Origin of the sequence: Algoriphagus aestuariicola (assembly GCF_017254835.1) — a bacterium.
Classification (GTDB): domain Bacteria; phylum Bacteroidota; class Bacteroidia; order Cytophagales; family Cyclobacteriaceae; genus Algoriphagus; species Algoriphagus aestuariicola.
The window spans coordinates 282,080-307,405 of record NZ_JAFKCW010000001.1 but is presented as its reverse complement, the minus strand read 5'-3'; the positions used below and the strand labels follow the sequence as shown (position 1 = coordinate 307,405).

The window sequence follows — 25,326 nt, the reverse complement described above, 5'->3', positions numbered from 1 at the left end:
ATCCACACCTGACTCCCTTATAAAATGATTTCAACTATAGGTTTTTTAATCAAGAATTAAGCAGCCGCTTTTTTAAGCTCGCACCAGAAACATGTCAAAGACAAGACCCAAATTGACGAATCTAAGGAAACACTTAGGAGGATCAAGATGAAAACCTTTCCAAAAACACCTGAAGCTACCTAAGAGCATCCAAATACACGGGTATTTTGAAAAACACCTCAGTTATGCCTCACACTAGAACCGTTCGTAAAAAAAACTTAAAGTAACAGATTGACTTAATGCTTTTTAACTCACTTGATTTTGCAATTTTCCTACCAATAGTTTTTATACTATATTGGTTCGTCACAAATAACAATTTAAAACTTCAAAATCTACTAGTTGTAGCCGCGAGCTATTTCTTTTATGGCTGGTGGGACTGGAGATTTCTTTCCCTTATTATTTTCAGCACAGTAGTTGACTATTCTATTGGCTTGGCACTAAAAAGCGAGGAAAACAAAATCAAAAGAAAGGCGCTTTTATGGACTAGCATTTTAATTAATATTGGGTTTTTAGGCTTCTTCAAATACTATAATTTTTTTATTGACAACTTTATTACCGCATTTTCCTTTTTTGGATTGCCTATCAAAGCAAATACATTGAACATCATTCTGCCAGTTGGAATTAGTTTCTATACTTTTCAAACATTGAGCTATTCGATTGATGTCTATAGAAGAAAACTTGAACCAGCAAATGACTTTATTGCATTTTCGGCATTTGTAAGTTTCTTTCCACAATTAGTCGCTGGGCCGATCGAAAGGGCAACAAATTTTCTCCCGCAATTTTATAACAAGCGAGTTTTTGATTATTCAAAAGCGGTAGATGGAATGCGTCAAATACTGTGGGGACTATTTAAGAAGATAGTCATTGCAGATAATTGCGCTGAATTTGCCAACCAAATATTCAATAATTCAGCTGACATGAATGGAAGCACTTTACTCTTGGGCGCATTATTTTTTGCATTCCAGATTTATGGTGATTTTTCCGGCTATTCCGACATTGCAATAGGAACGGCGAGATTATTTGGTTTTAGTTTAATGAGAAACTTTGCTTTTCCATATTTTTCCCGAGACATTGCAGAATTCTGGAGGCGATGGCATATTTCCCTTTCAACTTGGTTTAGGGACTATCTTTATGTTCCTTTGGGAGGAAGTCACGGCGGAACTCTAATGAAAATAAGAAACATTTTTATAATTTTTATTGTTAGTGGATTCTGGCACGGGGCAAACTGGACATTTATCGTTTGGGGAGCATTAAACGCTATTTATTTCTTACCCCTTTTACTAACCAACAACAACAGAAATAATTTGGATATTGTAGCACAGGGACGTTTACTGCCGTCTCTTAAAGAATTTTTCCAAATACTCTTTACATTTGCATTAACTGTTTTTGCTTGGATCTTCTTTAGAGCGGAAAACATGCAACACGCATTCAGCTATATATCAGAAATTTTTTCAACATCTATTTTTGAAACACCAATCTTCCCGACAACAACCAAGAACTTAGCAAAGATATTCCTTATTGTATTGTTTATACTGATTGAGTGGAAGGGAAGAGAAAGTCAATATGCAATTGCTGATATAGTCTTGAGATGGAAGAGGCCTCTGAGATACGCAGCGTACTATGCAATAGCTATTGCCATATTTTGGTTTGGCGGCAACAAACAAGAATTTATCTATTTTCAGTTTTAAGCCATGAAGAGATTTATAACAAAGACAACTGCATTTTGCGCATCACTATTGCCCGTCTTTTTAATTCCTTGGCTATTCTTGTATATTTCCGGAGAAAGTTTCAGAAACTTAGATGACATCATCAACAGGCAGAACTATTTGATCGGCTACGCCTACAGCGAAGAAAATTATCGATACCTAAAACAGAAAGAACTTTCTAGTCGAAACACCCCTACTGTGATAGCCTTGGGATCTTCCAGGGTATTGCAGTTTAGAGATAAAATGTTCACAAGCTCCTTTTACAACGCCGGATTCACCATTTCAAGCATTTCCGATTTCATTCCTTTTATTGAAACAAACTTTAAAAGCAAAAAACCGGATGTACTACTTATCGGCTTGGATCAATGGATGTTTAATGAAAATTGGGACAATCTAGAAAATTATGATAAAACAGAAAGGCAATGGCGCGCCGAATACACTAAAAACGCGTCAATGCAAACATTATCCAACGTTTGGACTGACTTACTCAAAAGGAAATACGGGATTGAAACCATTCTTTCAAATTATAAATCCAACAAATCCAAATTTGGACTGAATGCTATAGTCAAGAATAGGGGATTTAGAAAAGACGGGAGTATGTTTTACGGTGATCAAATAACCAAATTGATTGAAAAGGACAGCTTAGCTGACGACTTCGGTTATCGAGGAACTTACTCAAGAATAGAAGATGGGGATAGATTTTTTGAATATGGCAAAAAAGTAAATGAAAAGTCTTTGAAGGCCCTAAATGACTTGCTCCTATTCTGCAAAGAAAATGACATTTATGTAGTTGCAATCTTACCACCTTTTGCTAATAGTGTAAATTCAAGACTACGACAATCAGAAAAATACACCTATATGGACAGCGTCTACCACAAAGCCAACGAAGTAATTTCGTTTTATGATTTTGAATTGTGGGATATGTCAGATTTGACCAAATACAACTCTAATGACGATGAAACTCTAGATGGCTTCCATGGAAGCGAAGTCTCACACGTTAAAATGTTGATGCATATGATCAAAAAAGATTCTAAACTTAAGAACTATACAAATTTACAGCGACTCGAAAACGATCTGATCAACAAAGAAAACCGCTATTCAGTCTATCCAAATCCTTAGACCTCAACTATTTCAACTTGCTAGGAAAGTGCTATGCAATGTTGCAAATACCCAAAAAATCTATCATAGTAATCTTTTTAAGTACAGCGTTTGAAAACCCTTTAAATGAACCAACTTACAACCCGCTGGACATCAATACTCATTCATGTACAAAATACCCGAAGTCAACGAAGGTAGCGCCCAGCCACCAAAGGCTGTTGCTGGAGTATTTCTTGTTTACTCGTCCCGCTTGGGACTGGAGTGGAATCTTGACGCTTCCGTCGGGATTGCGGGTGGCTTTTTGTGAATTGCTCTCAGGCACCACCGCACAGATATGGCCTGACCTGTTTTCGTTCACATTGCGGGCGCATATAATGCACACCTTTCCGCGATTCGCTTCTGCCTGAAGTTCATTGAGATCGAAAACCCTCCTCCAGCCAAAATCATCCCCCCATTCAAAAAACCAGCGAAGCAGGTTGTTCGCATTCAATTCATTGACGGTTTGACCGTACTGTACCGGCACCGAAACTCTATTGCTCAATTCGATCAGTGCTCTGCCCGACCACCAAATACGGGGCAAATAAACGCCGTTAAGGTAGCAGTAGTCGTGTGCGTAGATATTGCAATAGGTGCTGGTGGAGTTGGGGGCATATCGGGCGCTTTGCTCCACATTGAGCCAATCTACAATCTGATGGATCGAAGCGGCTGCGGCCGCCTCGGAACTGCGGTCACGCGTAGGACGACTGGGCTCCCCGAGTGGATAAGCCCTGCCGGTTTCCACTTTCCGAGTGACGCTCGTCCGATTTTCCTGGAGATGTACGGCCGTCACCAGACTGGCTAGGACTGAAGCCGCAATGGATGGAGCATTTGGAGCCGCATCAGGCTGAACTGCCTGCAAAAAGCGACTTGCGACGAATCCCGTTGTAGATGAGTCCCCTCCCGACAAAAGCCTCACTACCCACCAACCCGGTTCCGAATCGGCAATTTTTTCGACTAGTTGACCATTGGAAAGTACCGCAATAACATTGCGGTTGGTATCGGAATTTGGACTGCTCCTCATTCGAAGCGCATCGGCGGTAACCTTGTGTTTTGACATTGCTTGTGTTGTTAAAAAATTCAAATGAAAATACCATTTTTATCCGCTATTCTGATGGCAAACTTTACTTTTTACTTCAACTAACAGACTATATTTCAACATTTTGCGAACAAGCCATTGGCTTCGCTCCAAAAAAGTTGACTATCTTTTTTGAGATATTCCCCTTTTATATGTTCAGCTATGAGGAAATCAGAAAGAAACTTGAAGGCAGAGAGTCTGATCGATCCTATATTACGGAGATGATCAAGCTCTACGGCAGTCTTTCGGTAAAGATTGCCTTGCTGGCCAACGCAAGTCTCAAAAAGCTATTCAACCCCTATTGGGTAGGCTGTCCGCCCGGTGTGTTCCTTTCCTATAAATGGAACGGCCCCGACTCGAGGGATTATGTTCAGGAGATACACGATTACCTGAGCGCTCTGGGGTACTTTGTTTTCTTTGACAGAAATGAGCTTCCAGAGGATGCGGACACCTGTACTGAGGTGCCAGAGTTCATTTCCAATGTTGCCAACTGTCAGTACTACCTTCTGGTTCTCACCGAAAAGACTGCCGACTACATCACAGCGCGAACCGGCAAAACAAGTTGGATTTTTGACGAATACCAACAGGCCATTTCACTGGTGAATAAGGGAAGAATGTGTCTGGTGCCGGTATTGGTGGAAGAAGGAGGGGTAACGGATTTTTTCAAAAAAGAGAATACCATCAGTCTAATTGAGAACCGATATGATTTCAAGAAGCTTGAAGATGTATTCTATCCGGTTCGATTCAATTTGAGCACGGAGCACAGGGCCATATTAACTGATGTATTGGATAGCTTCGACGTGCTTCTCGCACAAAGGCGCTGGGAGGAAGCTAGGAGCCTTTTTGAGCAAGCGATTTACTTCAAAAACTTCCCCGACTACCAATTCCGTCTGTTTTTGTACAGTCTGCGCATCGAAGACTTTGCGCAGGCGAAAGAAAGCTTTGGAGAATGTGCATACTTTACCGGGCCTGCACAGCTTCCACGCCTGCTTACTTGCTACGCCGAGATCTACCAGCTGTCCGAGTTAAATGAAAACCTAAGTAGGTTTCTAGGGGCTAGGTGATTTTGCAGCTTGCCAAACTCACCGTTTTACACCCGCCAATAGCCCTTCTATTCTCTTCCAATCCCCTGCCAAGGCCTCGTCAATCCATTGATTCCATTGCGCTTGGCCTTCAAGGTCAAGGCCATGGTTGACTCCCTGCTCGTACAGCTCCTGCAGCCGGTTCATCTCGCGATAGGCATCCAAATACGCTTCGTTGATCTGGGCTTGATAGAAATCCAGACTCAGATCCATATTTTCCAATCGGTGGATCAGGCGATCCGCCACAATGCGCACGACATCAAAGTGACGCTGCTCATGGTTGAGCCCATAAGCACTGGGCTCTTTGACCCAAGACTGCATGGGAAGCATGTACACATTGATCTCCAAAGTCTGAACCACCGAACCTGAATCCATCAGCGAGACGCCCCCCAGCGAAAAACTGGTAAAGATGGTGGCATTGTTTTTACTGCCCGGGTTGGGCCTAGCTTTGAAATCATTCCATACCAAAGGTCGATCGGGATCATAGTATACTTTGTCCACCTTGGAAACTCGATCTGGCTCTACTATATCCAACCGAAAGGACTTGGCCAAGGCGCGGTTGCTGAGGGCCTGGCCCTTGATCCAGGCATCAAAATAAACCAAAGAATTGTAAAATAGACGGTTGAGCACCTCCTCCACTCTATTCATCCTGAAGCCGGATCGCTGGTACTGGATGGCGCCGGAGTAGTCCAGCAAATGGACAGGATCGAAGCTGCCGACGACAAAAAAACCGATCTCCAATTCCAATTGGCCTTCATAAAGCTTCGTCTCCGGATTAAAGACCTCGGATAAGTCTATGTTATAGATGCGAACCTGTATTTCTTTTTCGGCAGAGTCCTTGGGCTGGATACTCTCTTCGAAAAACCGAGCGGCAGATTGCTCCAGATCTCCGTCTATCACCACCGGCAGCTTGTGTCCAGCCCGCTCGAAAACCTCCCCTATTGAAGACTTTTTGATGCGGTGGTCAAAGACCTCTTTGTAGCGGTACTCCGTCTCCAGAGCGGCTTTCTGCCCTGGAATCAGTCGTAGCAACACCCTTTGTGCGGCAACTTCCTGAGCCAAAAAGGAAATACAAAAAAAGAAAACTAACAGAGTCCTCATTCGAGGAATATAGGAAAAATTGAGGATTTGAGGCCTTAGTTTAGCTCTGCTTGTTGTTGCCGGAAAACATTTTGGACACTGGCTTTCACCAAAAATAACGTCGAAGCCTATCAACTCCCATCTGATCGAAAACCCAACTTGCTATCACTCGAATCCTTTCGCTTTTTCGCCAAAAAGGGATCAAGCTTTAGCCCAATCCCCTTTCTATTTTGGCATCTGTCCCTCAAACCCGCTTGGAATAGACCTTGCCAAAGCGGTCTTTGGCCTCTACGACCAGATTGTCCGTAGACTCTGGTTTGAAAAAAAACATGTGGTCGTTCAACTGCGGTTCCACCCAGCTTCTACGCGAAGGGAGATTTGGCCCCGAGTGCAGCTCCACACTCCAGGGATCAAACGCGACTCTTTTCTCCGGAGCTCCTTTTTTGATCCCACCTTCATACCAGCTGAGCTCCCATGCAGGATCGAAGTTCCAACAATTCAAGGCCATCTGGTCTGGAAAGTCTTTGTGATATCCGGTCTTGTAAACGCGAAACTGCTCATTGATATCTAGGCCGGTGCCCTTGTATTGCCATCGCAGCTCGGAGCCTTTGGCCTCGTAGATCGCATAGCCGTTGGGCGTGCCGTCATAGCAGATCGGCCCTGACCACCAAGCTCCACAGACAGTCCCATGGCAATGTTCGTAGACATGGCCGCTGATCATGTTGTCGTTGAAATGCGTGTGGCCTGACAGGATATGCGCTTGATATCCTTCCAGCATGCGATAGAGATGTTCTCGATTGCTAACCGTCCCGCCGAGCGTGTCCCGGTCCGGATAGCGCGTCACCGCCCCTGTATAGGTGGGGATGTGAAGAGAGATCACCACCGTCTTGCCTTTTTCTACCAAAGCCAAATCCTGTTCCAGCCAAGCCAATTGCTCCTCTGGAATGTGGCCGATGTACTTCGCCCCGTCACCTATCCGGCCGAGGTAAAATACATCGTCCAATACGACGTAGTGGACTTCTCCCCTGTTCCAAGAGTAATAAGTCGGACCAAAGTGCCCCTTGAAAGTACCCGTCGTGGTCGCATCGGATCTACCGCCAAAGTCCAGGTCGTGATTGCCCACCACCTGAAAGAAAGGCGTGTTGTAGCTTTGTACCGACTCGTTGTATTCCTTGAACAACTCCAGTCTGTCGTAGACCAAATCCCCGCAGCCTATTCCGAAGAGATTGGGATCATTGAGCGAGGCGATGGTCTTTTGGACGTCCGGCGCAGCCACGTTCAGGAGTTGGCCAGCATCGTAATCATCCTGGATTTGGGTGTCTGACAGGAGAAGAAAATGATGGTTCTCGTCCGGATTGGCGGACTTTCTCAGATCAAACTGAAAGGTTTGCTCGGCTTTGGATTTGTCAATTTTTTGAAAAAAAGAAGCCGAACCATTGGCCTGCTTCGCAAGCTCGAATCCGGCCGGCATAGACACAAAGACAAAATCCCTATCGTTGCCTGAAATCAGCTCAAAGTCACCATTTGCGTCCGTTTTGGCGACAATGCGTCCGTCGGATACGGCCACTCCCGCTATCCCCTTTCCAGCGGAACTTACCTTTCCCCGCACCCGAAGCGGATTGAACATGGATGGCAAATCCAAAACCGGCAATTCCTTCTGGATTCCTGCTAAAACAGCGTCTCCCATCCCAAGCCAGGCTACGGAGCTCAAGCCCAAACTCTTGATAAAATCTCTTCTTTTGAACATAGGTTGGTTATTGATTATTGGTTGTTTAAAAATTGCGATACTGTTTTGACATGCTGGAGGCTTGACGAGATGCAAGTCTCTCCTGCTGCCCATTGGACTTTCGATATGCTGTGGTTTGAAAGCAAAGCAAAAGATCCTGCTTCCTACACCCCAAAATCGCTGGGCCTGCCGACACCAAAAAGCCCATTCGTCAAACTTCTCAATTTCTTAATCCATACTGCTCGGCAAAATGCATTTTTGGCTTTTTGATATTAAGGAGATTTATTTAGAAATTATAATGTGTTTACCGACTGACCATCAGGCAAAAACACCAAACCCGCCGTGTTTTTTAGCGGGCTGTCTTTAACCTTTGTCTCACTGATTTTCAACAAAAAACCCATGAAGCGGAAATTCTCAGACCTGCACTGCCACAATCACATGAGGGCACACTTCCATATGCAGGAAAAACAGAAGAAATTCGAACGTAAAGGCGAATTCAGTCCTTGGACCGTCATCGCCTCTAACTCCAGGAACAGGAAAAAGGGAAAGATGGGTGCCAGCTACAGCCAGATCGATCTGGTCAAGTGCTGGAACGGTAATCTACGCCTGACCTTCAATTCCCTCTACCCGCTCGAACGCCAGTTTGTCGTCGGCATGGACCCAAATGTGAAGGAGGATAAGTGGTATCATTTTGCCGCACGCGGAGTGTTGGGGCATTCCGGCCTGAGAAGAGACCTCCTGCAAACCGCCTTCATGCGGATTCCTGACAAAATCATAGACTTTTTCCAATCCGAAGAATACGACTACTGGGAAGCACTGACCAGTGAAAAAGATTTTGTTTTACTTGACTCGGGCAAGAGGATCGAAAAAAATGAAATCCACGTGCCCTCGGCGCTTTTTGGGGATGATAAAGCGGCCGAAAAAAGAGCCAAAGCAGACCCGAAATCCTACGTCGCCGAAAATGCCTGCTACCGGGTGCCAAGAAACAGGTCCGAACTTCTCTCCTCTTTGGCAGATGACAGTGAAATCACGATGGTCCTCACCATCGAGGGAGCTCATGCCGTAGGGACAGACCGCTGCGAAACGGTCGAGGAGATCTCAAACCGGGTTAGATCGATTAAGCAAGAATGGGAAGTGCCTATATTCTTCATTACGTTTTCCCACCACTTTGACAACCTCCTCTGTGGCCATGCGCACTCACTTCCTGACAAAGGAAAGATACTGATGAAACAGAGTAAGAATATAAATGGCGGATTTAGTGAAAACGGACAGCGCATCATTCGCGAGTTTCTCGGATTGGATTCCCGAAATGAACGAGATCCTGCGCTGGGCTATCGTATCCTAATCGATGTAAAGCATATGGCTGCCAAATCCAGAGTGGAATACTACCAACTGGTCAACGAATGTCTGGAAAAAGGAGACCGGATTCCCGTCATTGCCTCCCATTGCGGCTACTCCGGCATTGAGTCTCTCGAAGAGCACATCCGCTGCGAAAAAGAGGAAAAGGACGACTACAGCGATAAGAAAAGCGGAAAATTCAATGCCTGGAATATCAACATGTGCGATGAGGACATTGAGATGATCGTCAAGACACGGGGCATGTTTGGGATCTCCTTTGACCAGCGGATCTTGGGAATCACAAAAAAAGACAGGAAAGACAAGGCAAGCACCCGCAATGGCATCCAGCTGATTTGGGAAAACATCGAAGGAATCGTGCTTAGTGCCTATGAAAATCCAAATCTGACAGAAATACAAAAACCCCAAATTTGGAAGTCGTTGACTCTTGGGACAGATTTTGAAGGATTGATCGATCCTGTCAATGCTTACCCGACAGCACTGGAATATGAGAAATTCGGAAACGACTTAGTAGAAGTGATCGACAAAGCCCGCCAGAACCCTGGGGCAAAACACCTCGCCCACATCAAATCGAGGGAAGATGCGGAAAAACTTGTAGACGACTTCTGCTACAACAATGCAGAGGCTTTTGTCATCGAAAACTATCCGGTTTAGCGGAGCTCGGAATTTGAATTTTTGATATTCACAGTAACGATGCGATATCGCGTCAAAGTGAACGCCGGGCTGGCTAAATCGGGCTGAATAAGATAGACGAAGTGTCGTTTTAAATAACAACCATTTTCTCCGTTCTTTTGGCTTGACCCAAAAGAACCAAAAGGTCAAGACGCAGCAAAGCTTCCACGCGCAAGGCCGAACGCTGGCCCGCTGCTGCGTCGGCCCACCGCACCTATCCTATTTATATTTTGTGCTCCGAAGGTCTTTCTCCGAAGAATTCGAACACCCAACCCTAAAAAATCCACCACTCGCCCTTCACCCCCATGTAATATCCCCAGCGCTCGGCACCAACAAATTCCAGGTAGGGACTGTATAGCTGCTTGGAAGCATTTTCGTTGTAGCGGGCCAGACTAAACACAAAGCGAAGGTGAGGACGTGCCCAGACGCTGCGCTCGCCGGAAGTGGACAAGGCTGGAGCGATGGAGAGCTTACCCATTGCATTTAGCGGCTGCTCGCCGTCCCGTCTTTGTGAGTAGTGTAGCTCTGACAGCAGGTGGAAATTATCGCTGATATACCAAGTGCCACGGCTACCGATGGTGAAATCTTCCTTTCGGTTAAACACTTCCTTTTCGAAGAAGGTCTCCGCCATATCGTCGGAGTCGGCAGCGCCTTTGCTTCGGTTGTAGATCAGGTATCCATTGAGCGAAAAGCGGTCAGATAAATTCAAGAGGATGTGGTTTACCAGCGACCAACTGTAGGCATTGCGGAAGCTTTGGCTTGCCAGATCCGGCGCTCCAAAGGTAAGCCAAGTTCGTGACACCCCTCCATCGCCTCCGTTGGCGATACCACGGCCGTAGCGGAGAGTGAAATCATTGAAGGAACCAACGCGAAACTTGGGCAAAATCCTGTTAAATCTCGCGCCCAGCACATAGCCATGATCGCCAGGGTAAGCCAGGTCGGGCACGGAATCGTTAGCATCTGGATTCCCCATTCGGTGATATTCGCCTAGGAAGGTAAGTTTGGAATTTTCGGAGAGCACTCTATCCTGCTCTGCCACGAACACTGTCCTTTGCCGCAAAGCCAGCGCGGGAGTACCCGTTTTGATATTCAGGTAAAAGTACGGCGGTACAGTGGACGAGGTGTCCGTCGAAGATACAAAGAGGGTCGCAAAGCGGGTACTCTTCCACTCCACCCCAAAACCCTGGCCCGAATGGTCATTGAAATAAAAATGATCAGCTATATGTACATCCGCACCCCGGTAGAGTCGGCTTCCTACCCATAGACTTAAATTGTTCCTCTTTCCCACGCCATTCGCCTCCACATAGAGCTCCGGAATGGCAAAAGTAAGCCCACCTTGGCTGCTTGTGGTGCTGTTGCCGAAGAGCGAAAGGCTGTTGGACCAGACTGCAAAGCGGGTATTCACGGTTACGTTCATGCTGTCGCCCTTTACCATCGGAGAAAAGTCAATACCCGTGGCCAGCTCCAGATAGTCCTGCTCCTCCATCCTGCCGCCTATGCTACCCATGTTGTTTAGATTAAGACGGCGACCGATAGAGCCTTCGTTTACAAAGGACCAGTCAACGCCCACCCGCCCATAGGTACCGATGTAGAAGTTTTTATAGGTCGCCCGCTGATAGGCAATTTGTGCCTGGCAAAACGTGCCCAGCATTTGAAAAATCAACATGCGAAGGCAAAACGCAAAAAATCTAGTCATCTTGGGCTGGAGTATGATTAAAAATAACCGATATCCAAATAAGACTCAACAGATAGCCAAAAGAATGCAGCCCAAATCCGTTAGGTGAAACCAGCGTTTTTGCATTCTAAGACCTCTTAAAAAATGAGCGAAAAGGGGATGAAAGTCTACTCCGAGGCTCGTCGTGAACCGAGATGCTCGGAAGTTTTCCGAAAAATCCGATCTTACCAATCTCCAAAACAATCTGTCCAATCAAGCTCTCCTGCGATGAATCTTTTGAATACAACTCTACTCTCGGCCTTGCGAGCTTCTCTCCTGCTAGCTGTACTAATCTTGGCCGGATGTACTTCCGAAAAAACCAGCGAAGCTGTGGCCACGGAACCAACTGTTAGAGGCTTGGACGGACGGCTTTTTTCCATCCCCCAACTCAGCGAAAAAAGTCAGGCGAGGCTCGACAGCAACCTGCAAGTCGCAAGGGCAAACTTCGAATCCAATCCCACGGAAGAAAATTACATCTGGCTGGGGCGACGGCAGGCCTACGCCTATCACTATGCCGAAGCAATCAAGACTTTCACGGAGGGACTCACGCATTTCCCGGATTCCTACAAACTATACCGACACCGCGGCCATCGCTACCTCACCACACGGGATTTTGCAAAGGCTACGGCTGACTTCGAAAAAGCCGCGGCGCTGATGCCGCAACAACCCTTAGAAATCGAACCCGACGGCATTCCCAACAAGCTTAACATCCCTCTTTCCACCACCCAATTCAACGTCTGGTATCATCTGGGCCTTGCCCACTACCTGCAGGGAAACTTCGAAAGCGCCGCAAAGGCCTACGAACAGTGTATGCTCGTGTCGGACAATGACGACCTGATCTGCGCCACGGCCGACTGGCTCTACATGTCCTACCAAAAGCTCGGAAAGAAAGCGGACGCCCAACAAGTGCTGGAACTCATCTCTCCGGAAGGGATGGAAATCATCGAAAACGAATCATACTACCTTCGTCTTCAGATGTACAAAGGTCTTTTGCCTGCCGAAGAATTGCTAAGCGTCGATGCGGAAAGCGCCGATGCCGACTTGGCATTGGCTACCCAAGGCTATGGAGTGGGTAACTGGTATCTGATACAGGGGGACACTACCCGCGCCAAGGAGATTTTCCAGCAAGTAGTCGCAGGCAAAAACTTCTCAGCCTTCGGCTTTATCGCCTCTGAGGTGGAATTGGATAGGTTAAAGTAGGCTTTGATTCTATCTGAGAGCATCCAGCAAGTTGGGCTGGTGCAATTTTATGGGGGGCTTACAAAACTACATTAAAATATTGTTGTTGGCTGTAATAGGGTCAGGCAACTCTATCTCATCAATCATTTCTCTCAAATCAATTTCTATGGTTCTGCTTAATGCAGCCATTGGTATGTCATTAGCACCGCCTTCAAACGGATTTTCGGTTGCTTCACCTACTTTCTCCATAGATGTAAAAACCCAAGATACGACAACTGTAAACGGAATGGTAAGCCAAACAAAATGTTCTCCTAATTTTTGAAATTCATTGAGCATTCCAAAAGGGAGCATTAAAACTAAAAGCCAAACGAAAAATAGATTGATACTTGCAAATTGCCTTGGGTATGGAAAGTTTTTAATTCGTTCGCATTTTCCTTGATGGTCGTATAAGTCTGCCAAACGTCTTTCCATTTCGACATATTCGTAATGTTCAATTTTTCTCTCTTCTCTCAATTGTCTAAGATGTTTGGATTGCAAAGCAATCAATTGAGTAGCTCTGTTTTTTTTGACAACCGTATAATTATGTTCTTCATCTGAAAGATATTTTTTCAAATCGTCTTCCAATTTACTTTCCCATTCAGGCACTTTGTAATAGTTTCGGTATTCTATATTGTGCTTCTTATTGGAATTTTCCCAAGCCTGTGGTTTTCGTAATTGATGTCTTAAGGCAGTAAGCCATGCACAATGTCTGTATATGAGTTGTTCTATATCAGCTTTATCTGCTTTTACAAAATCTCTACTCATGATGCCCCAAGTCCGACTAGTGTTTACGATTGCTCCCCAAATTTGCCTTGCTTCCCATAAACGATTGTATGTTTGGGTGTTTTTGAAACCGACAATAAAAGCTGCTGCCGTTCCAACTAACGCGACAGGTACCCACGGAATAGCTATCCATTTTAAATCAAACACTTGAAATAAAACAGTTGGGACAGCGGCTATTATCAATAACACATAAATATCTCGTCTTGTCCACAGTAAAAATTCTGAAATTTTATAATGATTTCCTATGTGCATAATTTTTTGAATTTGAGTGATTGGAAAACTTACTAATTAATACACCAACCAAAACAACATAATAAAATCAACCTGTAATTACAATCAGTGAATCTACCACTTTTGTAGTGATCACTGGGCGTAATGTCGCCATAGGCTATCGTTGTTAATATGATGGAGCAATAATAAACCAAGTCAATAAAAGTATGCGTCGGACTTGAATAGTCAATTCCTTTGAAAGAACTTTGATCTGCATAAATCCAAATTTGAAAAAGAAAAACAAAAGTTTCAATCAATAGAAAAAGACCACACCCTGCTGCTGAAATGATGTAGATATCGATGTAACTGGGTTTGATCAAGAATTTGAAAACTTCTATAAAAATGAAGGAAAAGAAAACCAAAAAGCGTAAATTAAGCATAAGCATAAATTCTGAAACATCTTTGAAAAAAGGAAGCAATACAGGAAAAGCAATAACAGTAACCATCAATACATTATTTAACTATATTTTTCAGTTTACCTTACACAATAAATACTCCAACACTTGGCTAATCAAGGATTACCATATTGATAGGCCAAAGAATTCTAGATAAAAAAGCATATCACTAACTACGATTCCAGTGTATAGGCGTTGGATTAGGATAATGAGTAAAAGCTCATACTTTCGTTTATTTAAGAAGCTTTTAATGCTCATTATATTTTCTGGATTTTGCCATTTTTTGAACGTTTGACGTTTGTTTAAGGTCGTCGATAAGATCTATATAAGCCTCTCTCTTGCTGAGTTTCGTGTATATTCATTCAGGATGAATATCATATGCCGGCCACAACCGTCTCAAATTAATCGTTTCGGAGATTTTTGCAAGCCATCAGAAAATGATGTCAACGGTTTTTCTACCGTCCCATCCTCAACAATCCGTCCTCACCCGACTGGGCAGAAAGGGCAGCCACTCCTCAGCCTGGCGCTCGGCGTATTCGGCAAGAAAATAGGAAAGGGAAGGCTTAAAAGGCTCTGAGCGCAATACCAGCCCTGCCTGCTCTGGGGTCTTGTCTCCCTTGTTCACATTGCAGCGGTTGCAGGCGGTGACCAGGTTGGTCCAGATGGTCTTGCCACCCTTGGATTTGGGCACGATATGATCTATGGTCAGGTGCCGCTTGCTGCCGCAGTACTGGCACTCGCCGTTATCCCGACGGAAAAGGTTCACGCGGTTGAGCAGCACACCTCGAAAAGGGATGTTTTTGTAGTGGTTAAGGCGGATGACGGCAGGGTATTCGAAGCTGCGGTTAACGGTACGGATCCGGAGTAGCTCATAAGTCGTGAGCACGTTGGCCTTTTCCAAGAGACAGAGCACAATGGCCTTGTTGACAGGCACGACAGCTACCGGAGAGTGATCCAAGTTGAGTACCAAAACGCGCTTTTCCATAGTTTATGTGATGATTGCCCGGGTATCAATGCTGACACGATCCCCGGTATTGTTTCTCAAAAAATCCTCCCACTCATCTACGTCGGAGACCTTCATCCGATTGTCGAGCCAGAGGATTTCCTCCGAACCTAGAAACAATCCAAAGTGGGACTTTTGTTTTTCCAAGTCCCTGAAAATAAACAAATCACCCGGAAGTGCAGCTTCGGGCTCCACACTTTTGCCGGGAATTTTGCCCGATCTCCAAGTGTAGCCGCCGATTGAAAATATCAAGGCAAAGGCGTGGTCCTCGTCGATCCCAAAGATACTGCGGCCTCCCGCCTGAAAGGGCGCATTCAAAAAACAGAGGCCAATCTCGACCAGCGTCTCCCTCTCGGCTTTGACCACCGCCGGGCGGGAATTGCCCGTAAAGCCGACGTGATCCTGCCAGTTGAAGAGCTCGAGCTCGGAAAAATGAAGACGGCTGCCGGGAAGCAGGTAGAGGGCGGCTCCAAGATACTCGATCGCCGCAATGGGACTGGTGACGACTTGGAAATCCCTGCTGAGGAATTTTTGGTATTCGTCTCCCGTTATCTCCTTGATGAGTGTGGCCCAAACCCAACCTCCTATACCGGTATCTTCGTGGTAGATTCGGAACCATTGCCGGTCTGAGGTTAGGCCATTAATCTGGTAGCATTCCCCGAAAAGCAGCTGGGTAACCAGGGCGGAATCAAAAGTGGGTTGGCGGTAAACAGGAAGGACAGTCTGACGACATATCCCAAAAGCATCAATCAAAGGCCATTCGCTGGAGCTCTCTTTTTGCATCTTTTTCCTTCAGGTCCTGACGTTTATCGTGGATTTTCTTTCCCCGGGCCAGCGCGATCTCCATTTTTGCCAAGCCACGGTCATTGATAAATATACGAACCGGAATGATTGCCAGACCTTTCTCTGCCGACTTAGTTTCGAGCTTTTCCAATTCTTTTTTCTTCAAAAGGAGCTTACGATCCCGCACCGCCACGTGGTTATAGCTGGCAGCCATACTATAGGGCGAGATGTGCATCTGCCGGATGTAAAGCTCCCCGTCCATAAAAATGCAAAACGCCTCAGTCAGCGACACTTTGCTTTCCCGGATGGATTTGATCTCGGTGCCGGTCAGCATCACCCCAGTCACATAGGTATCGATGAACTCAAATTCAAAGCTAGCCTTCTTGTTTTTGATGTTGACTATTTTCTCGAAGCGGTTGGGCTTGGACATATCAGAGTTTCATTTTGGCCAAGGGTGTGACGTCGAGCCCGACGAACTCCCCCTTGAGGTACTTATAATGGGCCGCCATGGCGATCATGGCGGCGTTGTCAGTGCAGTATTCGAATTTTGGCACGTAGAGGTTCCAGCCTTTTCGGCGGGCCAGCTCAGCCAGCGTATTGCGCAGGCCCGAGTTGGCGGAGACTCCACCGGCGATGGCGATCTCTTTGACCGCAAATTGTTTCACGGCCTCCTTCAGCTTGATCAGCAGCATCTCAATCAGCGTGTATTGGATGCTGGCGCACAGGTCAGGCAGGTTTTCCTCGATGAATTTCGGGTTTTCCTGGAGCTGATCCCTAAGAAAGTACAGCACCGCGGTTTTGATTCCCGAGAAAGAATAATTCAGCCCCGGCATGCGGGTCACTGGAAACTTGAATGCTTTTGGGTTGCCTTCTTTGGCATACTTGTCCACCAGCGGCCCTCCCGGGTAGGGTAGGCCAAGCAGCTTGGCAGTCTTGTCAAAAGCCTCCCCCACTGCGTCGTCCTGGGTTTCGCCGACTACCTCCATTTCGAGGTGGCTTTTCACCAAAACCAACTGCGTATGCCCACCGCTTACCGTGAGGCAAATAAATGGGAAAGCGGGTTTGGGATCCTCGATGAAATGCGCCAAGACGTGTGCCTGCATATGGTTCACGTCGATGAGCGGGATGTCCAAGGAGCGGGCAAATGCCTTGGCAAAACTTACGCCCACCAGTAGGGATCCCATGAGTCCCGGACCTCGGGTAAAAGCCACAGCCGAAAGCTGTGTCTTGGCGATGCCTGAAGAAGAAATGGCCTCCTGGACGACGGGAATGAGGTTTTCCTGGTGCGCGCGCGAGGCAAGCTCGGGAACCACACCCCCATATTTTTCGTGGACTGATTGTGTGGCCACAATATTATTGAGTACTTTGCCATTTACTATAATGGAGGCAGAAGTCTCGTCACACGAGGATTCGATTGCTAGTATAGAGATATCGTTGGTACCCATTGGAAAAGAACTCGAAAGTTACGGATTTTTTGTATAAAGCTTTCCGAGTGCTGCTCTGGGTGGTGTTTAGCCTGATGCTTTTCGTCATCACGATGGCGCTAGCCCTGCAGATCACAGCGGTCCAAAATTGGATGGTCGACCGTCTGACCGGTTATCTCAACGCCAACTCCAACTTTACCACGGAAATCGGCCGTATCAAGCTCACCTGGTGGGATGCGCTGGAGCTCCAAAACGTCACCATCCGCGACCCACAGGACAGTGTAATGCTCGGAGCCGAGACGCTCTACGCGGACTTTGCCCTGCTGTCCCTCATTCCCCCTGGAGATCCAACCATCGACGCGGTCAGGCTGGAGCGCGCCCAAGTCAACCTGCTCGTCCATAAGGGAGACTCCGTGCTGAACATCAACCGGTGGGTAGATGAGATCAGCGACCTATTCACCGCCAAGAGTACCACTGCGACCAAGGCGAAGTTCTATATCACCCAAGTGGAGCTGCGCCAGACCCAATTTTCCCTGGTTAACTCCAACAAGGAGCCCATCATAGAGGGATTTGATTACAACAGGATGGTATTCGAAGGTCTCACCGGCAGCGCTGCCAGTTTTCGACTGGAAGGCACGGAAATAGGAATTGACATCCAGCGTCTGTCCGGAGTGGAGGCTACCTCGGGACTGGATATCCAAGAGCTCAAAACCAGCCTGACCTACTCGCCAAAATTCATCGAACTGGACAAGCTCAACCTCAAGTCGGCGCGAAGCCAAATCAAAGACTACATCCGACTAGATCTCACCGGACCAAAGGGCTATTCGGATTTTGTCAATGAGGTACAGCTTACCGCCCGCATGGATGAGACCAAAATCGACCTGCGTGACCTTCGCCTGTTTGCCCCATCCCTGCCCGTCTTTGAAGACCAGATCTACCTGAGCGGTGAAGTCAAAGGACCAGTCTCGGACATGAAGTCAGAGGAATTTCTGATCCGGATTGGGGAAAAGACGGCACTTTTTGGCTCATTTGAAATGGACGGACTGCCCGACATCGAAAATACCTACCTCAACCTTTCCCTGAAAAACTCCGTGGTGTCCGCGCGGGATCTCGCTCCTTACCTGAGCCCGGAGCTGGAGAAGCAAGTCAACAAGTTTAACCTCGTGCGGATGGACGCGGATTTCACGGGTTTGCTTCATCGATTCATCACCAACGGAAAATTCAAAACGAGCATCGGCGACGTAGAGGGGCGCGTCAATTTTGATCTTGTCAATGGAACACCTTCCGTGGTTTCCCGGCTTAAAGTGGACAATCTTGACTTGGGTATCCTGGCGGAAAACAGGGAATTGCTCCAGAAAATCAGCCTGGATGGTAGGGTCGACCTCAAGGGCAATTCCATAGAAAATGCCATCGTAGATCTGGATGCCTATATTTCCAAATTTGGAATCAAAAACTACACCTACACCGATATCCAAACCGACGCCACGTACGGATTGAATCTCTTCCGCGGCAATCTTGCCATCAACGACCCCAATCTCAAAGCGCAGGCCAGCGGCTATCTCAATCTCGAAAAATCAGTCGACTCGGTCCGCATGGTGGTGGAGGTGGATTCTTTATTCCTCGACAGCATCAATCTGGCTCAGACGCCGATGTTTGTCAGCGGGAAATTGGACATCGACACCAAGGGTATCAATCTCGATGACATTCAGGGAATCGCCCGCTTTACCGACATCAAGATGGGCTACCAAGACCGCTTCCTAGACGTCGGGGACTTCTTTTTCCAGTCCCTTTTTGCGGGAGGTACACGCACGCTTTCTGTCAACTCGGACTATCTGGTGGCGGCCGCCTCGGGGCAATTTGATCTCGAGCAGATGCTCAGAGACCTGGACATGCTCAGCTCACAATACTTGGCAATTTTGCTGAATGAAACCCAGCCTATCGCCAATCTCGAAGAGAATTTTTCGGAGAGCTACAACCTTGACCTCAACGTGCGCCTCCAAAATCTTAATCCTATCATCCAGCTGTTCCAGCCTGACCTTGCCATCTCCAAGAACACCATTTTGGAAGGGGCATTTTACCAGACCCCAGAAAACACCGTCTTCAACTTTTTCACCAGTATCGACACCCTCAGCTTCCAGGGCAATACGGCCTTGGGTACCAACATCGATTTCAACACGTCGAAGATCATCAACAGCGCTGATATCTTGGCCTCATTCTATATATATTCCAAAGAGCAGCAGATCGGCAACACCTTGGGCTTTGCCAACCTCGGATTGGAAGCGATTTGGGACCAAAACAACCTCGACCTGAAGCTGAGTTTGGACCAAGACTCTACCCAGAGCCGGGCAAGAATCGATGCGGAAACGACCTTTTCCACGACCGGGACGCGTCTTCACTTCAAGCCCTCCGTGTTGCGGGTACTGGACAAAGACTGGGACTTTGATCCCGAAAACCGGATCCTCATCTCCCAGGGGGACATTTCTTTCACCAAAATGAGCATCCTCCATGGAAACCAAAGGCTGGGAGTGGACGGGAAGATCAGCCGAAACCCAGAGGAAGTCCTAGACCTGTTTTTCCATGACGTGGGCATAGACTTTTTGAACACGGTAACGACGCAGGAATTCTTGGGTACCGCAAATGGCGCTTTCCGCCTGAAAAACCTGTTCAACCAGCCCCTGGTCGAAGGAGAATTGTTTATCGACGATACGGAAATCAATCAGTTTCCCATCGGAAATATCTCGGGAACCGCAGACCTACAGGAAAACGAATTGCTCTTAAACTTGGAGAACGAAATCAACGGACAAAAGAAAATCGACATCAGCGGATCCATCGAACTTGCCTACCAAAACATGGATTTGGAAGCGAAAATGACAGAAGCCAATCTGGTGATCTTTGAGCCCTTTCTTTCCAAATACATCACCAATCTCGACGGCACCGTCACTGGCAATCTCCAAGTGCGGGGCACAGTCACCTCCCCTGAGGTATTGGGCAGCGGACGAATCGATGGGGGAAAACTTCACATCAACTACCTTAACACGACTTACCGCGCGGATGGTAGTATCCTTTTCCAGCCTACACAAATCAGCTTCCGGGATCTGGTCCTGAGGGATGTCAACGGCAACCGGGCGACTTTCACCGGTGGACTCAATCACAAAGGCTTCAAAAACATCTTCTTGGACATCAACTCCAATCTGAACAACTTCCAGGTGATGAACACCACCTCAAGGGACAATGAAGTCTTCTACGGCACTGCCTTCGCTACAGGCACCTTGGCGATCAAAGGCAGCACCACCAACCTGGATATCAACGCCCGCGCTACCACCCAGCCCAACACCCGTATCTACATCCCCCTGACCAGTAGCAACACCCAATACCAAGAGGAATTCATCCAGATCATCAATATACAGGACACCGTTAGGATCAAGCAACTTGCCGACGACATCAACCGCCTCGATATCCAAAATGTCAGAATGAACTTCATCTTGGACATCACACCCGATGCATTTGCACAGATCATCATCGATCCAAAGACGGAGGAAAGCCTCGAAGCTAGGGGACGAGGGGTATTGACCTTGAACATCGACACGCAAGGCAACTTCAATCTCACAGGCAACTACGAGATCACCCAAGGACAATATAACTTCTCCCTTTACAATGTGGTAAAAAGGCAATTTGTCATACAGCCCGGTGGGCGGATCACTTGGTTTGGCGATCCTTACCAAGGCGTCATGAACCTAAAAGCGGAATATGAGGAAAACATCTCCCTCCAACCTCTCCTCTCTTCTTCCTCGGTTTCGGAAAACAGCCAGATGCGAAGGAGATATCCGCTCAAAGTACTCATGGATCTCCAAGGCGAGCTGCTCTCCCCCGACATAGGCTTTTCCTTTGATTTTTCTGAATTCCCATCCAGCGGAGACGTGCAGACTACGATCTCCGCCTTTCAAAGTCGTGTAGCAGCCGATGAGCAGGAGATGAATAGGCAGGTGTTTTCGGTGATCATGACGCGAAACTTCTCTCCCGAGGGACAGTTTTCCGGCGTAGCCACCATCTCTTCAAGCTTGGGAAGTCTCTTGTCCTCTCAGTTAAACAGCTTCATCGGCCAGTTTGACAAAAACCTGGAAGTAAATGTCGACTTGGCCACTTTGGATCAAAACACCCTGGAAAACTTCCAGCTGAGCGTAGCTTATACCTTTTTGGATGGTAGACTTCGTGTCTCGCGGGACGGAGGCTTTACGGACAACCAGGGCAATGCCAGCGCCGCCTCGGTCATCGGTGACTGGCAGGCCGAATATATGCTCACCGAAGATGGAGTCTATCGGCTCCGGATATTCAACCGAAACAACTATAACACCTTCACTTCACTTTCGCTGACCCAAAACGTACTCACTTACGGCGCATCAGTCACCCAAAACGTATCCTTTAACTCCTTCTCCGAGTTGTTTCAAAAAATCACCAGAAAGAAGGAAAAGCAATTGAACGTCAATGATACTGACGATTTTCTGAGGAGAGAGTATCAAGGCGACGAGCAATGGAAACCTCTGGACCTCAATGATCTTCCTCCAAGGAAAGCCCCACCTATCCCCGATGTCGACAATTTCATGCGTCTGGATGAGGAGCAGTAAAAATACCCTCTGGAGAAAAGCTTAAAACTGGACTTTTCACGAAAACCAAACTTTAAACTCGTCTTCCTGCTTGTCTTGTCCAAGCTTCAAGCCCGGGGAAAACGAGATTTTTCAAAACATTCCCTGTCTAAATCCACTTTGTCTCTAAAAAGCTTCATGAAAAAAATCAGCGTTTTTTGGTTTCGGAGGGATCTTCGACTGGAAGACAATACGGGACTTTTCTATGCCCTACAGCAGGAGAAAGACGTGCTTCCCATCTTCATATTTGACCGAAACATCCTGGACAAGCTGGAGGAAAGAGCGGATGCCCGCGTCGATTTTATCCATTCTGAGCTTCTGTCCATCAAGTCCCAACTTGAAAAAAAGGGAGGCTCCCTGCTGCTCAAGTACGGAAGCCCGGAGAAGGTTTTTTCAGAATTGACCAACGAATACGACATCCAGTCGGTCTACACCAATCGCGACTATGAGCCCTACGCACGGGAGAGAGACCAAGGGGTAGAAAAACTTCTGAAAAAAAAGGGAGTTCTCTTCCTGACTTTCAAAGACCAGGTCATATTCGAGCCGGGAGAAGTCCTGAACAACGCAGGTGAATGCTACAAGGTGTTCACGCCCTTTTCACGGGTTTGGATTGAAAAGTTCGAACAAAGGAAAGCCCAGGAGCTCGGCACTCCGGCGTGGAAAAACCTGATGCCTTCGAAACCGCTACCTGAAATCACCCTCGAAGAAATGGGATTCAAAAAATCCCACATCCCTATTCCTCCGAAAACGGCCAAAAAAAGCCTGATTGGCGATTATGACAAAACCCGGAATTTTCCCGCCAAAAAGGGGACTACCCGTCTGGGAATTCATTTGCGCTTCGGAACGATCTCGGTGAGAAAATTGGCCCAGGCGGCTTCTAAATTGAATGAGACGTTTCTCAATCAGTTGATTTGGAGAGAATTTTACATGACCATCTTAGCCTATTACCCGAGGGTGGTGGACCATGCCTTCAAGCCCGAGTATGACCGAATCCCTTGGAACAACGACGAAAAGGATTTTCAGGCTTGGTGTGAAGGCAAGACGGGATTCCCCATCGTGGATGCCGGCATGCGGGAACTCAACGAAACGGGCTACATGCACAATCGCGTGCGGATGATTACGGCGTCATTTCTCACCAAGTTCCTACTGGTCGACTGGAGATGGGGTGAGGCTTATTTTGCGCAGAAACTGTTGGACTACGACTTGGCTGCAAACAATGGCAGCTGGCAGTGGGCTGCAGGTACAGGCACCGATGCCCAACCCTATTTCCGCATCTTCAATCCAGACTCCCAAACCGAGAAATTCGATCCAGATCAGGAGTACATCAAAAGATGGATTCCGGAATTAGAGACAAATAAGTATCCAAAACCCATTGTTGATTATAAATTTGCCAGACAAAGAGCATTGGACACTTACAAAAAAGCCCTGGACAAATGAATATCGGAGATAGAGTGAGATTACTGCATGGACGGGAAGAGGGCATAGTACGCAAAGTCTCCTCTGGAGGCCGAATAGAAGTAGAGATCGAGGATGGGTTCATCATTCCGGCACACAAGTCCGAAGTGGTCATCATCGCCGAAGCGGAAAAAAGTTATTTCGGGGAAAACGCCAACGCCACGAAAGAGGCGGATGGCCCGCTGCCGATCTCCGCACCCAAAGACCAAGGGCTCTATCTGGCATTCCTGCCTATCAACGACCAAAGCCTGAGTCTCTATCTGATCAACGACAGTCACCAGCCCTACCTGACCCATGCTTCCGAAGTCCATGGCGGCAACCAGCGTACGCTCTTTGCCGGCACTTTGAATCCGGGTGAAAGCAAAAAAATCGACGATAGAATGCTGAAGGAACTGGACGCATGGCCAGCATTCCTGCTTCGCTTCATCCCAATCCAAAACAAACTTGAAAAGGCCATTCCTCCTTTTGAGCGTCAGCTGAAGATGAAGGCTACGCAGTTTTTCAAACATTTAAGCAAAGCTCCCATCCTAGGGAAAAACGTCTACCTCTTTGCCATGGAGCAGACCACAAAGGATCTGGACATCCGGAGCCTGAATGCCGAACTGAAGGAAATAGCCGCCAAGCCTGAACCTATCAAAACAGTAAAACCTTCCCGCTCAATCGATCTTCATATCGAGCAGTTGCATGCCGACCCAGGCAAACTCAGCAACTCCGAGAAGATGAGAATCCAGCTGGAGGCCTTCGAAAGCAAGCTCAATCAAGCCATTGCGTCGGGCATGGACGAGATCACTTTCATCCATGGCCTGGGGAATGGGGTCCTCAAAAAAGAAATCCACAAGCGTCTGAGCCAATTAGGAAATATTAAGTACTTTCAGGACACCCAGAAAGACCAATGGGGCTATGGAGCTACCTTGGTACGAATCTCCTGATCCAATGCAAGCGAAGACTTCTCCGGTTTATCGGATTTTTGAGCAGCAACACCAAGAGGCCAAAACGCTTTTTTTGGCTCTCGGCAAACAAATAAAGTCCAAAAAGGCGATTGAGCTCCAGACCAAGCTGGAGTTTCTGGAGCTGTTTACCGACCTCATGGGTAAGGTCCATTTTGATGACACGCGCAAAGGCTCGGATCTTTTCCTGGATTTCAAACCGCTCAAAAAATCGCTGCGAAAAACCCACCACATCAAGCTGGTGGAGCGCCATCTCAAAGCGCGGGAAGCCCAACTGGGACAAAGCTATGTCAGCTTCAAGGACTATCTTTCAAGCCAAAAAAAAGAAATCCAAAAGGAAGCCTTTGACTTGGTGGTCGGGAGTTCGCTGAAAAGCTGGGATGACTTCCTGGTCAAGGCCCAAGTATCCAGCAACGGGATTAAGCCGCTGGTGATCAATACAGCCATCAACCAATTCGTACAAGAAGAGCTTGGCTTTCTCCACCATGACCTGAAGATCCCGCTGCAAAGTCAGGGCTTCCGGGATTTGTTTGAGAGCCTCCGGAAGATCATCATGCTGGAAAACCTGCTGATCGGCTTGGGCTTCAACCCTATTTTTGTCTCTTCAATTCATCAGGAAATCAACCAGCTCAAGGAAAACCTCAAACCTTGGTACTCCAACCATTTGGCATTCCAGGCGCTTTCGGGATTTTTGGCAGAAAAGACCAACATCTCCAAAAAGTACATGGTCTGGATCAAGGAACTTAAGGATGAGAAAAAAAGCCTGTCCTCCGAGATCGAAAGACAGGCTGTTGAACTGCTCAACAAGATTATGGTCTAGG

The 25,326-nt window shown here is 47.0% G+C and carries 19 protein-coding genes; 9 read left to right on the top strand and 10 right to left on the bottom strand.

Annotation, left to right across the window (positions count from 1 at the left end):
* Window positions 1-278 precede the first annotated feature (278 nt).
* Both J0A67_RS01320 and J0A67_RS01315 read left to right on the top strand, forming a co-directional pair.
* Entirely contained in the window at window positions 279-1,727 is a 1,449-nt protein-coding gene (locus J0A67_RS01320; protein WP_206567468.1) for an MBOAT family O-acyltransferase, read from the top strand.
* A 3-nt stretch (window positions 1,728-1,730) separates the two neighbouring features.
* Window positions 1,731-2,864 carry a hypothetical protein gene (locus tag J0A67_RS01315; RefSeq protein ID WP_206567467.1) on the top strand — a complete coding sequence of 378 codons (1,134 nt, stop codon included), beginning with the start codon at window positions 1,731-1,733 and terminating at the stop codon, window positions 2,862-2,864.
* Window positions 2,865-3,003: 139 nt separating this feature from the next.
* On the opposite strand, the gene J0A67_RS01310 is transcribed toward J0A67_RS01315, so the two are convergent.
* Entirely contained in the window at window positions 3,004-3,939 is a 936-nt protein-coding gene (locus tag J0A67_RS01310; protein ID WP_206567466.1) for an SH3 domain-containing protein, read from the bottom strand.
* 137 nt (window positions 3,940-4,076) lie between these two features.
* On the opposite strand from J0A67_RS01310, the gene J0A67_RS01305 reads away from it, so the two are divergent.
* Entirely contained in the window at window positions 4,077-5,021 is a 945-nt protein-coding gene (locus J0A67_RS01305) for a toll/interleukin-1 receptor domain-containing protein (RefSeq protein ID WP_206567465.1), read from the top strand.
* Window positions 5,022-5,039: 18 nt separating this feature from the next.
* Here J0A67_RS01305 and J0A67_RS01300 read toward each other — a convergent pair whose 3' ends face one another.
* The gene (locus J0A67_RS01300) at window positions 5,040-6,140 is read right to left on the bottom strand and encodes a hypothetical protein (protein WP_206567464.1); all 1,101 of its coding nucleotides are present in this window, start codon (window positions 6,138-6,140) and stop codon (window positions 5,040-5,042) included.
* Between the two features lie 223 nt (window positions 6,141-6,363).
* A complete protein-coding gene (locus tag J0A67_RS01295; protein ID WP_206567463.1) occupies window positions 6,364-7,866 on the bottom strand; it encodes a calcineurin-like phosphoesterase C-terminal domain-containing protein in 1,503 nt (500 codons plus the stop codon).
* Window positions 7,867-8,244: 378 nt separating this feature from the next.
* On the opposite strand from J0A67_RS01295, the gene J0A67_RS01290 reads away from it, so the two are divergent.
* On the top strand, window positions 8,245-9,855 hold the full coding sequence (locus J0A67_RS01290) for an amidohydrolase family protein (RefSeq protein ID WP_206567462.1): 1,611 nt from the start codon (window positions 8,245-8,247) through the stop codon (window positions 9,853-9,855).
* Between the two features lie 292 nt (window positions 9,856-10,147).
* Here J0A67_RS01290 and J0A67_RS01285 read toward each other — a convergent pair whose 3' ends face one another.
* Complete coding sequence (locus J0A67_RS01285; RefSeq protein ID WP_206567461.1) at window positions 10,148-11,569, bottom strand: carbohydrate porin; 1,422 nt, start codon at window positions 11,567-11,569, stop codon at window positions 10,148-10,150.
* A gap of 246 nt (window positions 11,570-11,815) precedes the next feature.
* Between J0A67_RS01285 and J0A67_RS01280 the strand changes: the two genes are divergently transcribed.
* Complete coding sequence (locus tag J0A67_RS01280) at window positions 11,816-12,787, top strand: tetratricopeptide repeat protein (protein ID WP_206567460.1); 972 nt, start codon at window positions 11,816-11,818, stop codon at window positions 12,785-12,787.
* A gap of 66 nt (window positions 12,788-12,853) precedes the next feature.
* On the opposite strand, the gene J0A67_RS01275 is transcribed toward J0A67_RS01280, so the two are convergent.
* From J0A67_RS01275 to tsaD, 6 genes are all read right to left on the bottom strand, one after another.
* Window positions 12,854-13,840 (bottom strand): bestrophin family protein, encoded by a 987-nt coding sequence (locus J0A67_RS01275; RefSeq protein ID WP_206567459.1) that lies wholly within the window; start codon window positions 13,838-13,840, stop codon window positions 12,854-12,856.
* 32 nt (window positions 13,841-13,872) lie between these two features.
* On the bottom strand, window positions 13,873-14,238 hold the full coding sequence (locus J0A67_RS23265) for an ion channel (RefSeq protein ID WP_369075093.1): 366 nt from the start codon (window positions 14,236-14,238) through the stop codon (window positions 13,873-13,875).
* A gap of 484 nt (window positions 14,239-14,722) precedes the next feature.
* Window positions 14,723-15,238 carry an HNH endonuclease gene (locus J0A67_RS01265; protein ID WP_206567457.1) on the bottom strand — a complete coding sequence of 172 codons (516 nt, stop codon included), beginning with the start codon at window positions 15,236-15,238 and terminating at the stop codon, window positions 14,723-14,725.
* 3 nt (window positions 15,239-15,241) lie between these two features.
* On the bottom strand, window positions 15,242-16,039 hold the full coding sequence (locus J0A67_RS01260) for a hypothetical protein (RefSeq protein WP_206567456.1): 798 nt from the start codon (window positions 16,037-16,039) through the stop codon (window positions 15,242-15,244).
* The gene (gene smpB, locus J0A67_RS01255; protein ID WP_206567455.1) at window positions 16,002-16,469 is read right to left on the bottom strand and encodes an SsrA-binding protein; all 468 of its coding nucleotides are present in this window, start codon (window positions 16,467-16,469) and stop codon (window positions 16,002-16,004) included. The genes J0A67_RS01260 and smpB overlap by 38 nt, the downstream gene beginning before the upstream one ends.
* A 1-nt stretch (window position 16,470) precedes the next feature.
* On the bottom strand, window positions 16,471-17,484 hold the full coding sequence (gene tsaD / locus J0A67_RS01250; protein ID WP_206567454.1) for a tRNA (adenosine(37)-N6)-threonylcarbamoyltransferase complex transferase subunit TsaD: 1,014 nt from the start codon (window positions 17,482-17,484) through the stop codon (window positions 16,471-16,473).
* A gap of 29 nt (window positions 17,485-17,513) precedes the next feature.
* Here tsaD and J0A67_RS01245 point away from each other — a divergent pair, with 29 nt between their 5' ends.
* The 4 genes from J0A67_RS01245 to J0A67_RS01230 all read left to right on the top strand — a co-directional run bounded on the left by J0A67_RS01245 (window position 17,514) and on the right by J0A67_RS01230 (window position 25,325).
* Complete coding sequence (locus J0A67_RS01245; protein WP_241265032.1) at window positions 17,514-22,085, top strand: translocation/assembly module TamB domain-containing protein; 4,572 nt, start codon at window positions 17,514-17,516, stop codon at window positions 22,083-22,085.
* A 156-nt stretch (window positions 22,086-22,241) separates the two neighbouring features.
* Window positions 22,242-23,540: a cryptochrome/photolyase family protein gene (locus J0A67_RS01240; RefSeq protein WP_206567453.1), complete on the top strand. Its 1,299-nt coding sequence runs from the start codon at window positions 22,242-22,244 to the stop codon at window positions 23,538-23,540.
* Window positions 23,537-24,487 carry a Smr/MutS family protein gene (locus J0A67_RS01235; protein ID WP_206567452.1) on the top strand — a complete coding sequence of 317 codons (951 nt, stop codon included), beginning with the start codon at window positions 23,537-23,539 and terminating at the stop codon, window positions 24,485-24,487. The genes J0A67_RS01240 and J0A67_RS01235 overlap by 4 nt, the downstream gene beginning before the upstream one ends.
* Entirely contained in the window at window positions 24,459-25,325 is an 867-nt protein-coding gene (locus tag J0A67_RS01230; RefSeq protein WP_206567451.1) for a hypothetical protein, read from the top strand. The genes J0A67_RS01235 and J0A67_RS01230 overlap by 29 nt, the downstream gene beginning before the upstream one ends.
* The last annotated feature ends 1 nt before the right edge of the window (window position 25,326 follow it).

Coding starts and splice junctions, on each gene's coding strand:
- J0A67_RS01320 (WP_206567468.1), top strand. CDS start 279: ATGCTTTTTAACTCACTTGATTTTGCAATTTTCCTACCAATAGTTTTT.
- J0A67_RS01235 (WP_206567452.1), top strand. CDS start 23,537: ATGAATATCGGAGATAGAGTGAGATTACTGCATGGACGGGAAGAGGGC.
- J0A67_RS01285 (WP_206567461.1), bottom strand. CDS start 11,569: ATGACTAGATTTTTTGCGTTTTGCCTTCGCATGTTGATTTTTCAAATG.
- J0A67_RS01315 (WP_206567467.1), top strand. CDS start 1,731: ATGAAGAGATTTATAACAAAGACAACTGCATTTTGCGCATCACTATTG.
- J0A67_RS01290 (WP_206567462.1), top strand. CDS start 8,245: ATGAAGCGGAAATTCTCAGACCTGCACTGCCACAATCACATGAGGGCA.
- J0A67_RS01310 (WP_206567466.1), bottom strand. CDS start 3,939: ATGTCAAAACACAAGGTTACCGCCGATGCGCTTCGAATGAGGAGCAGT.
- J0A67_RS01260 (WP_206567456.1), bottom strand. CDS start 16,039: ATGCAAAAAGAGAGCTCCAGCGAATGGCCTTTGATTGATGCTTTTGGG.
- J0A67_RS01300 (WP_206567464.1), bottom strand. CDS start 6,140: ATGAGGACTCTGTTAGTTTTCTTTTTTTGTATTTCCTTTTTGGCTCAG.
- tsaD (WP_206567454.1), bottom strand. CDS start 17,484: ATGGGTACCAACGATATCTCTATACTAGCAATCGAATCCTCGTGTGAC.
- J0A67_RS01230 (WP_206567451.1), top strand. CDS start 24,459: ATGGAGCTACCTTGGTACGAATCTCCTGATCCAATGCAAGCGAAGACT.
- J0A67_RS01265 (WP_206567457.1), bottom strand. CDS start 15,238: ATGGAAAAGCGCGTTTTGGTACTCAACTTGGATCACTCTCCGGTAGCT.
- J0A67_RS01280 (WP_206567460.1), top strand. CDS start 11,816: ATGAATCTTTTGAATACAACTCTACTCTCGGCCTTGCGAGCTTCTCTC.
- J0A67_RS23265 (WP_369075093.1), bottom strand. CDS start 14,238: ATGCTTAATTTACGCTTTTTGGTTTTCTTTTCCTTCATTTTTATAGAA.
- J0A67_RS01275 (WP_206567459.1), bottom strand. CDS start 13,840: ATGCACATAGGAAATCATTATAAAATTTCAGAATTTTTACTGTGGACA.
- J0A67_RS01240 (WP_206567453.1), top strand. CDS start 22,242: ATGAAAAAAATCAGCGTTTTTTGGTTTCGGAGGGATCTTCGACTGGAA.
- J0A67_RS01295 (WP_206567463.1), bottom strand. CDS start 7,866: ATGTTCAAAAGAAGAGATTTTATCAAGAGTTTGGGCTTGAGCTCCGTA.
- smpB (WP_206567455.1), bottom strand. CDS start 16,469: ATGTCCAAGCCCAACCGCTTCGAGAAAATAGTCAACATCAAAAACAAG.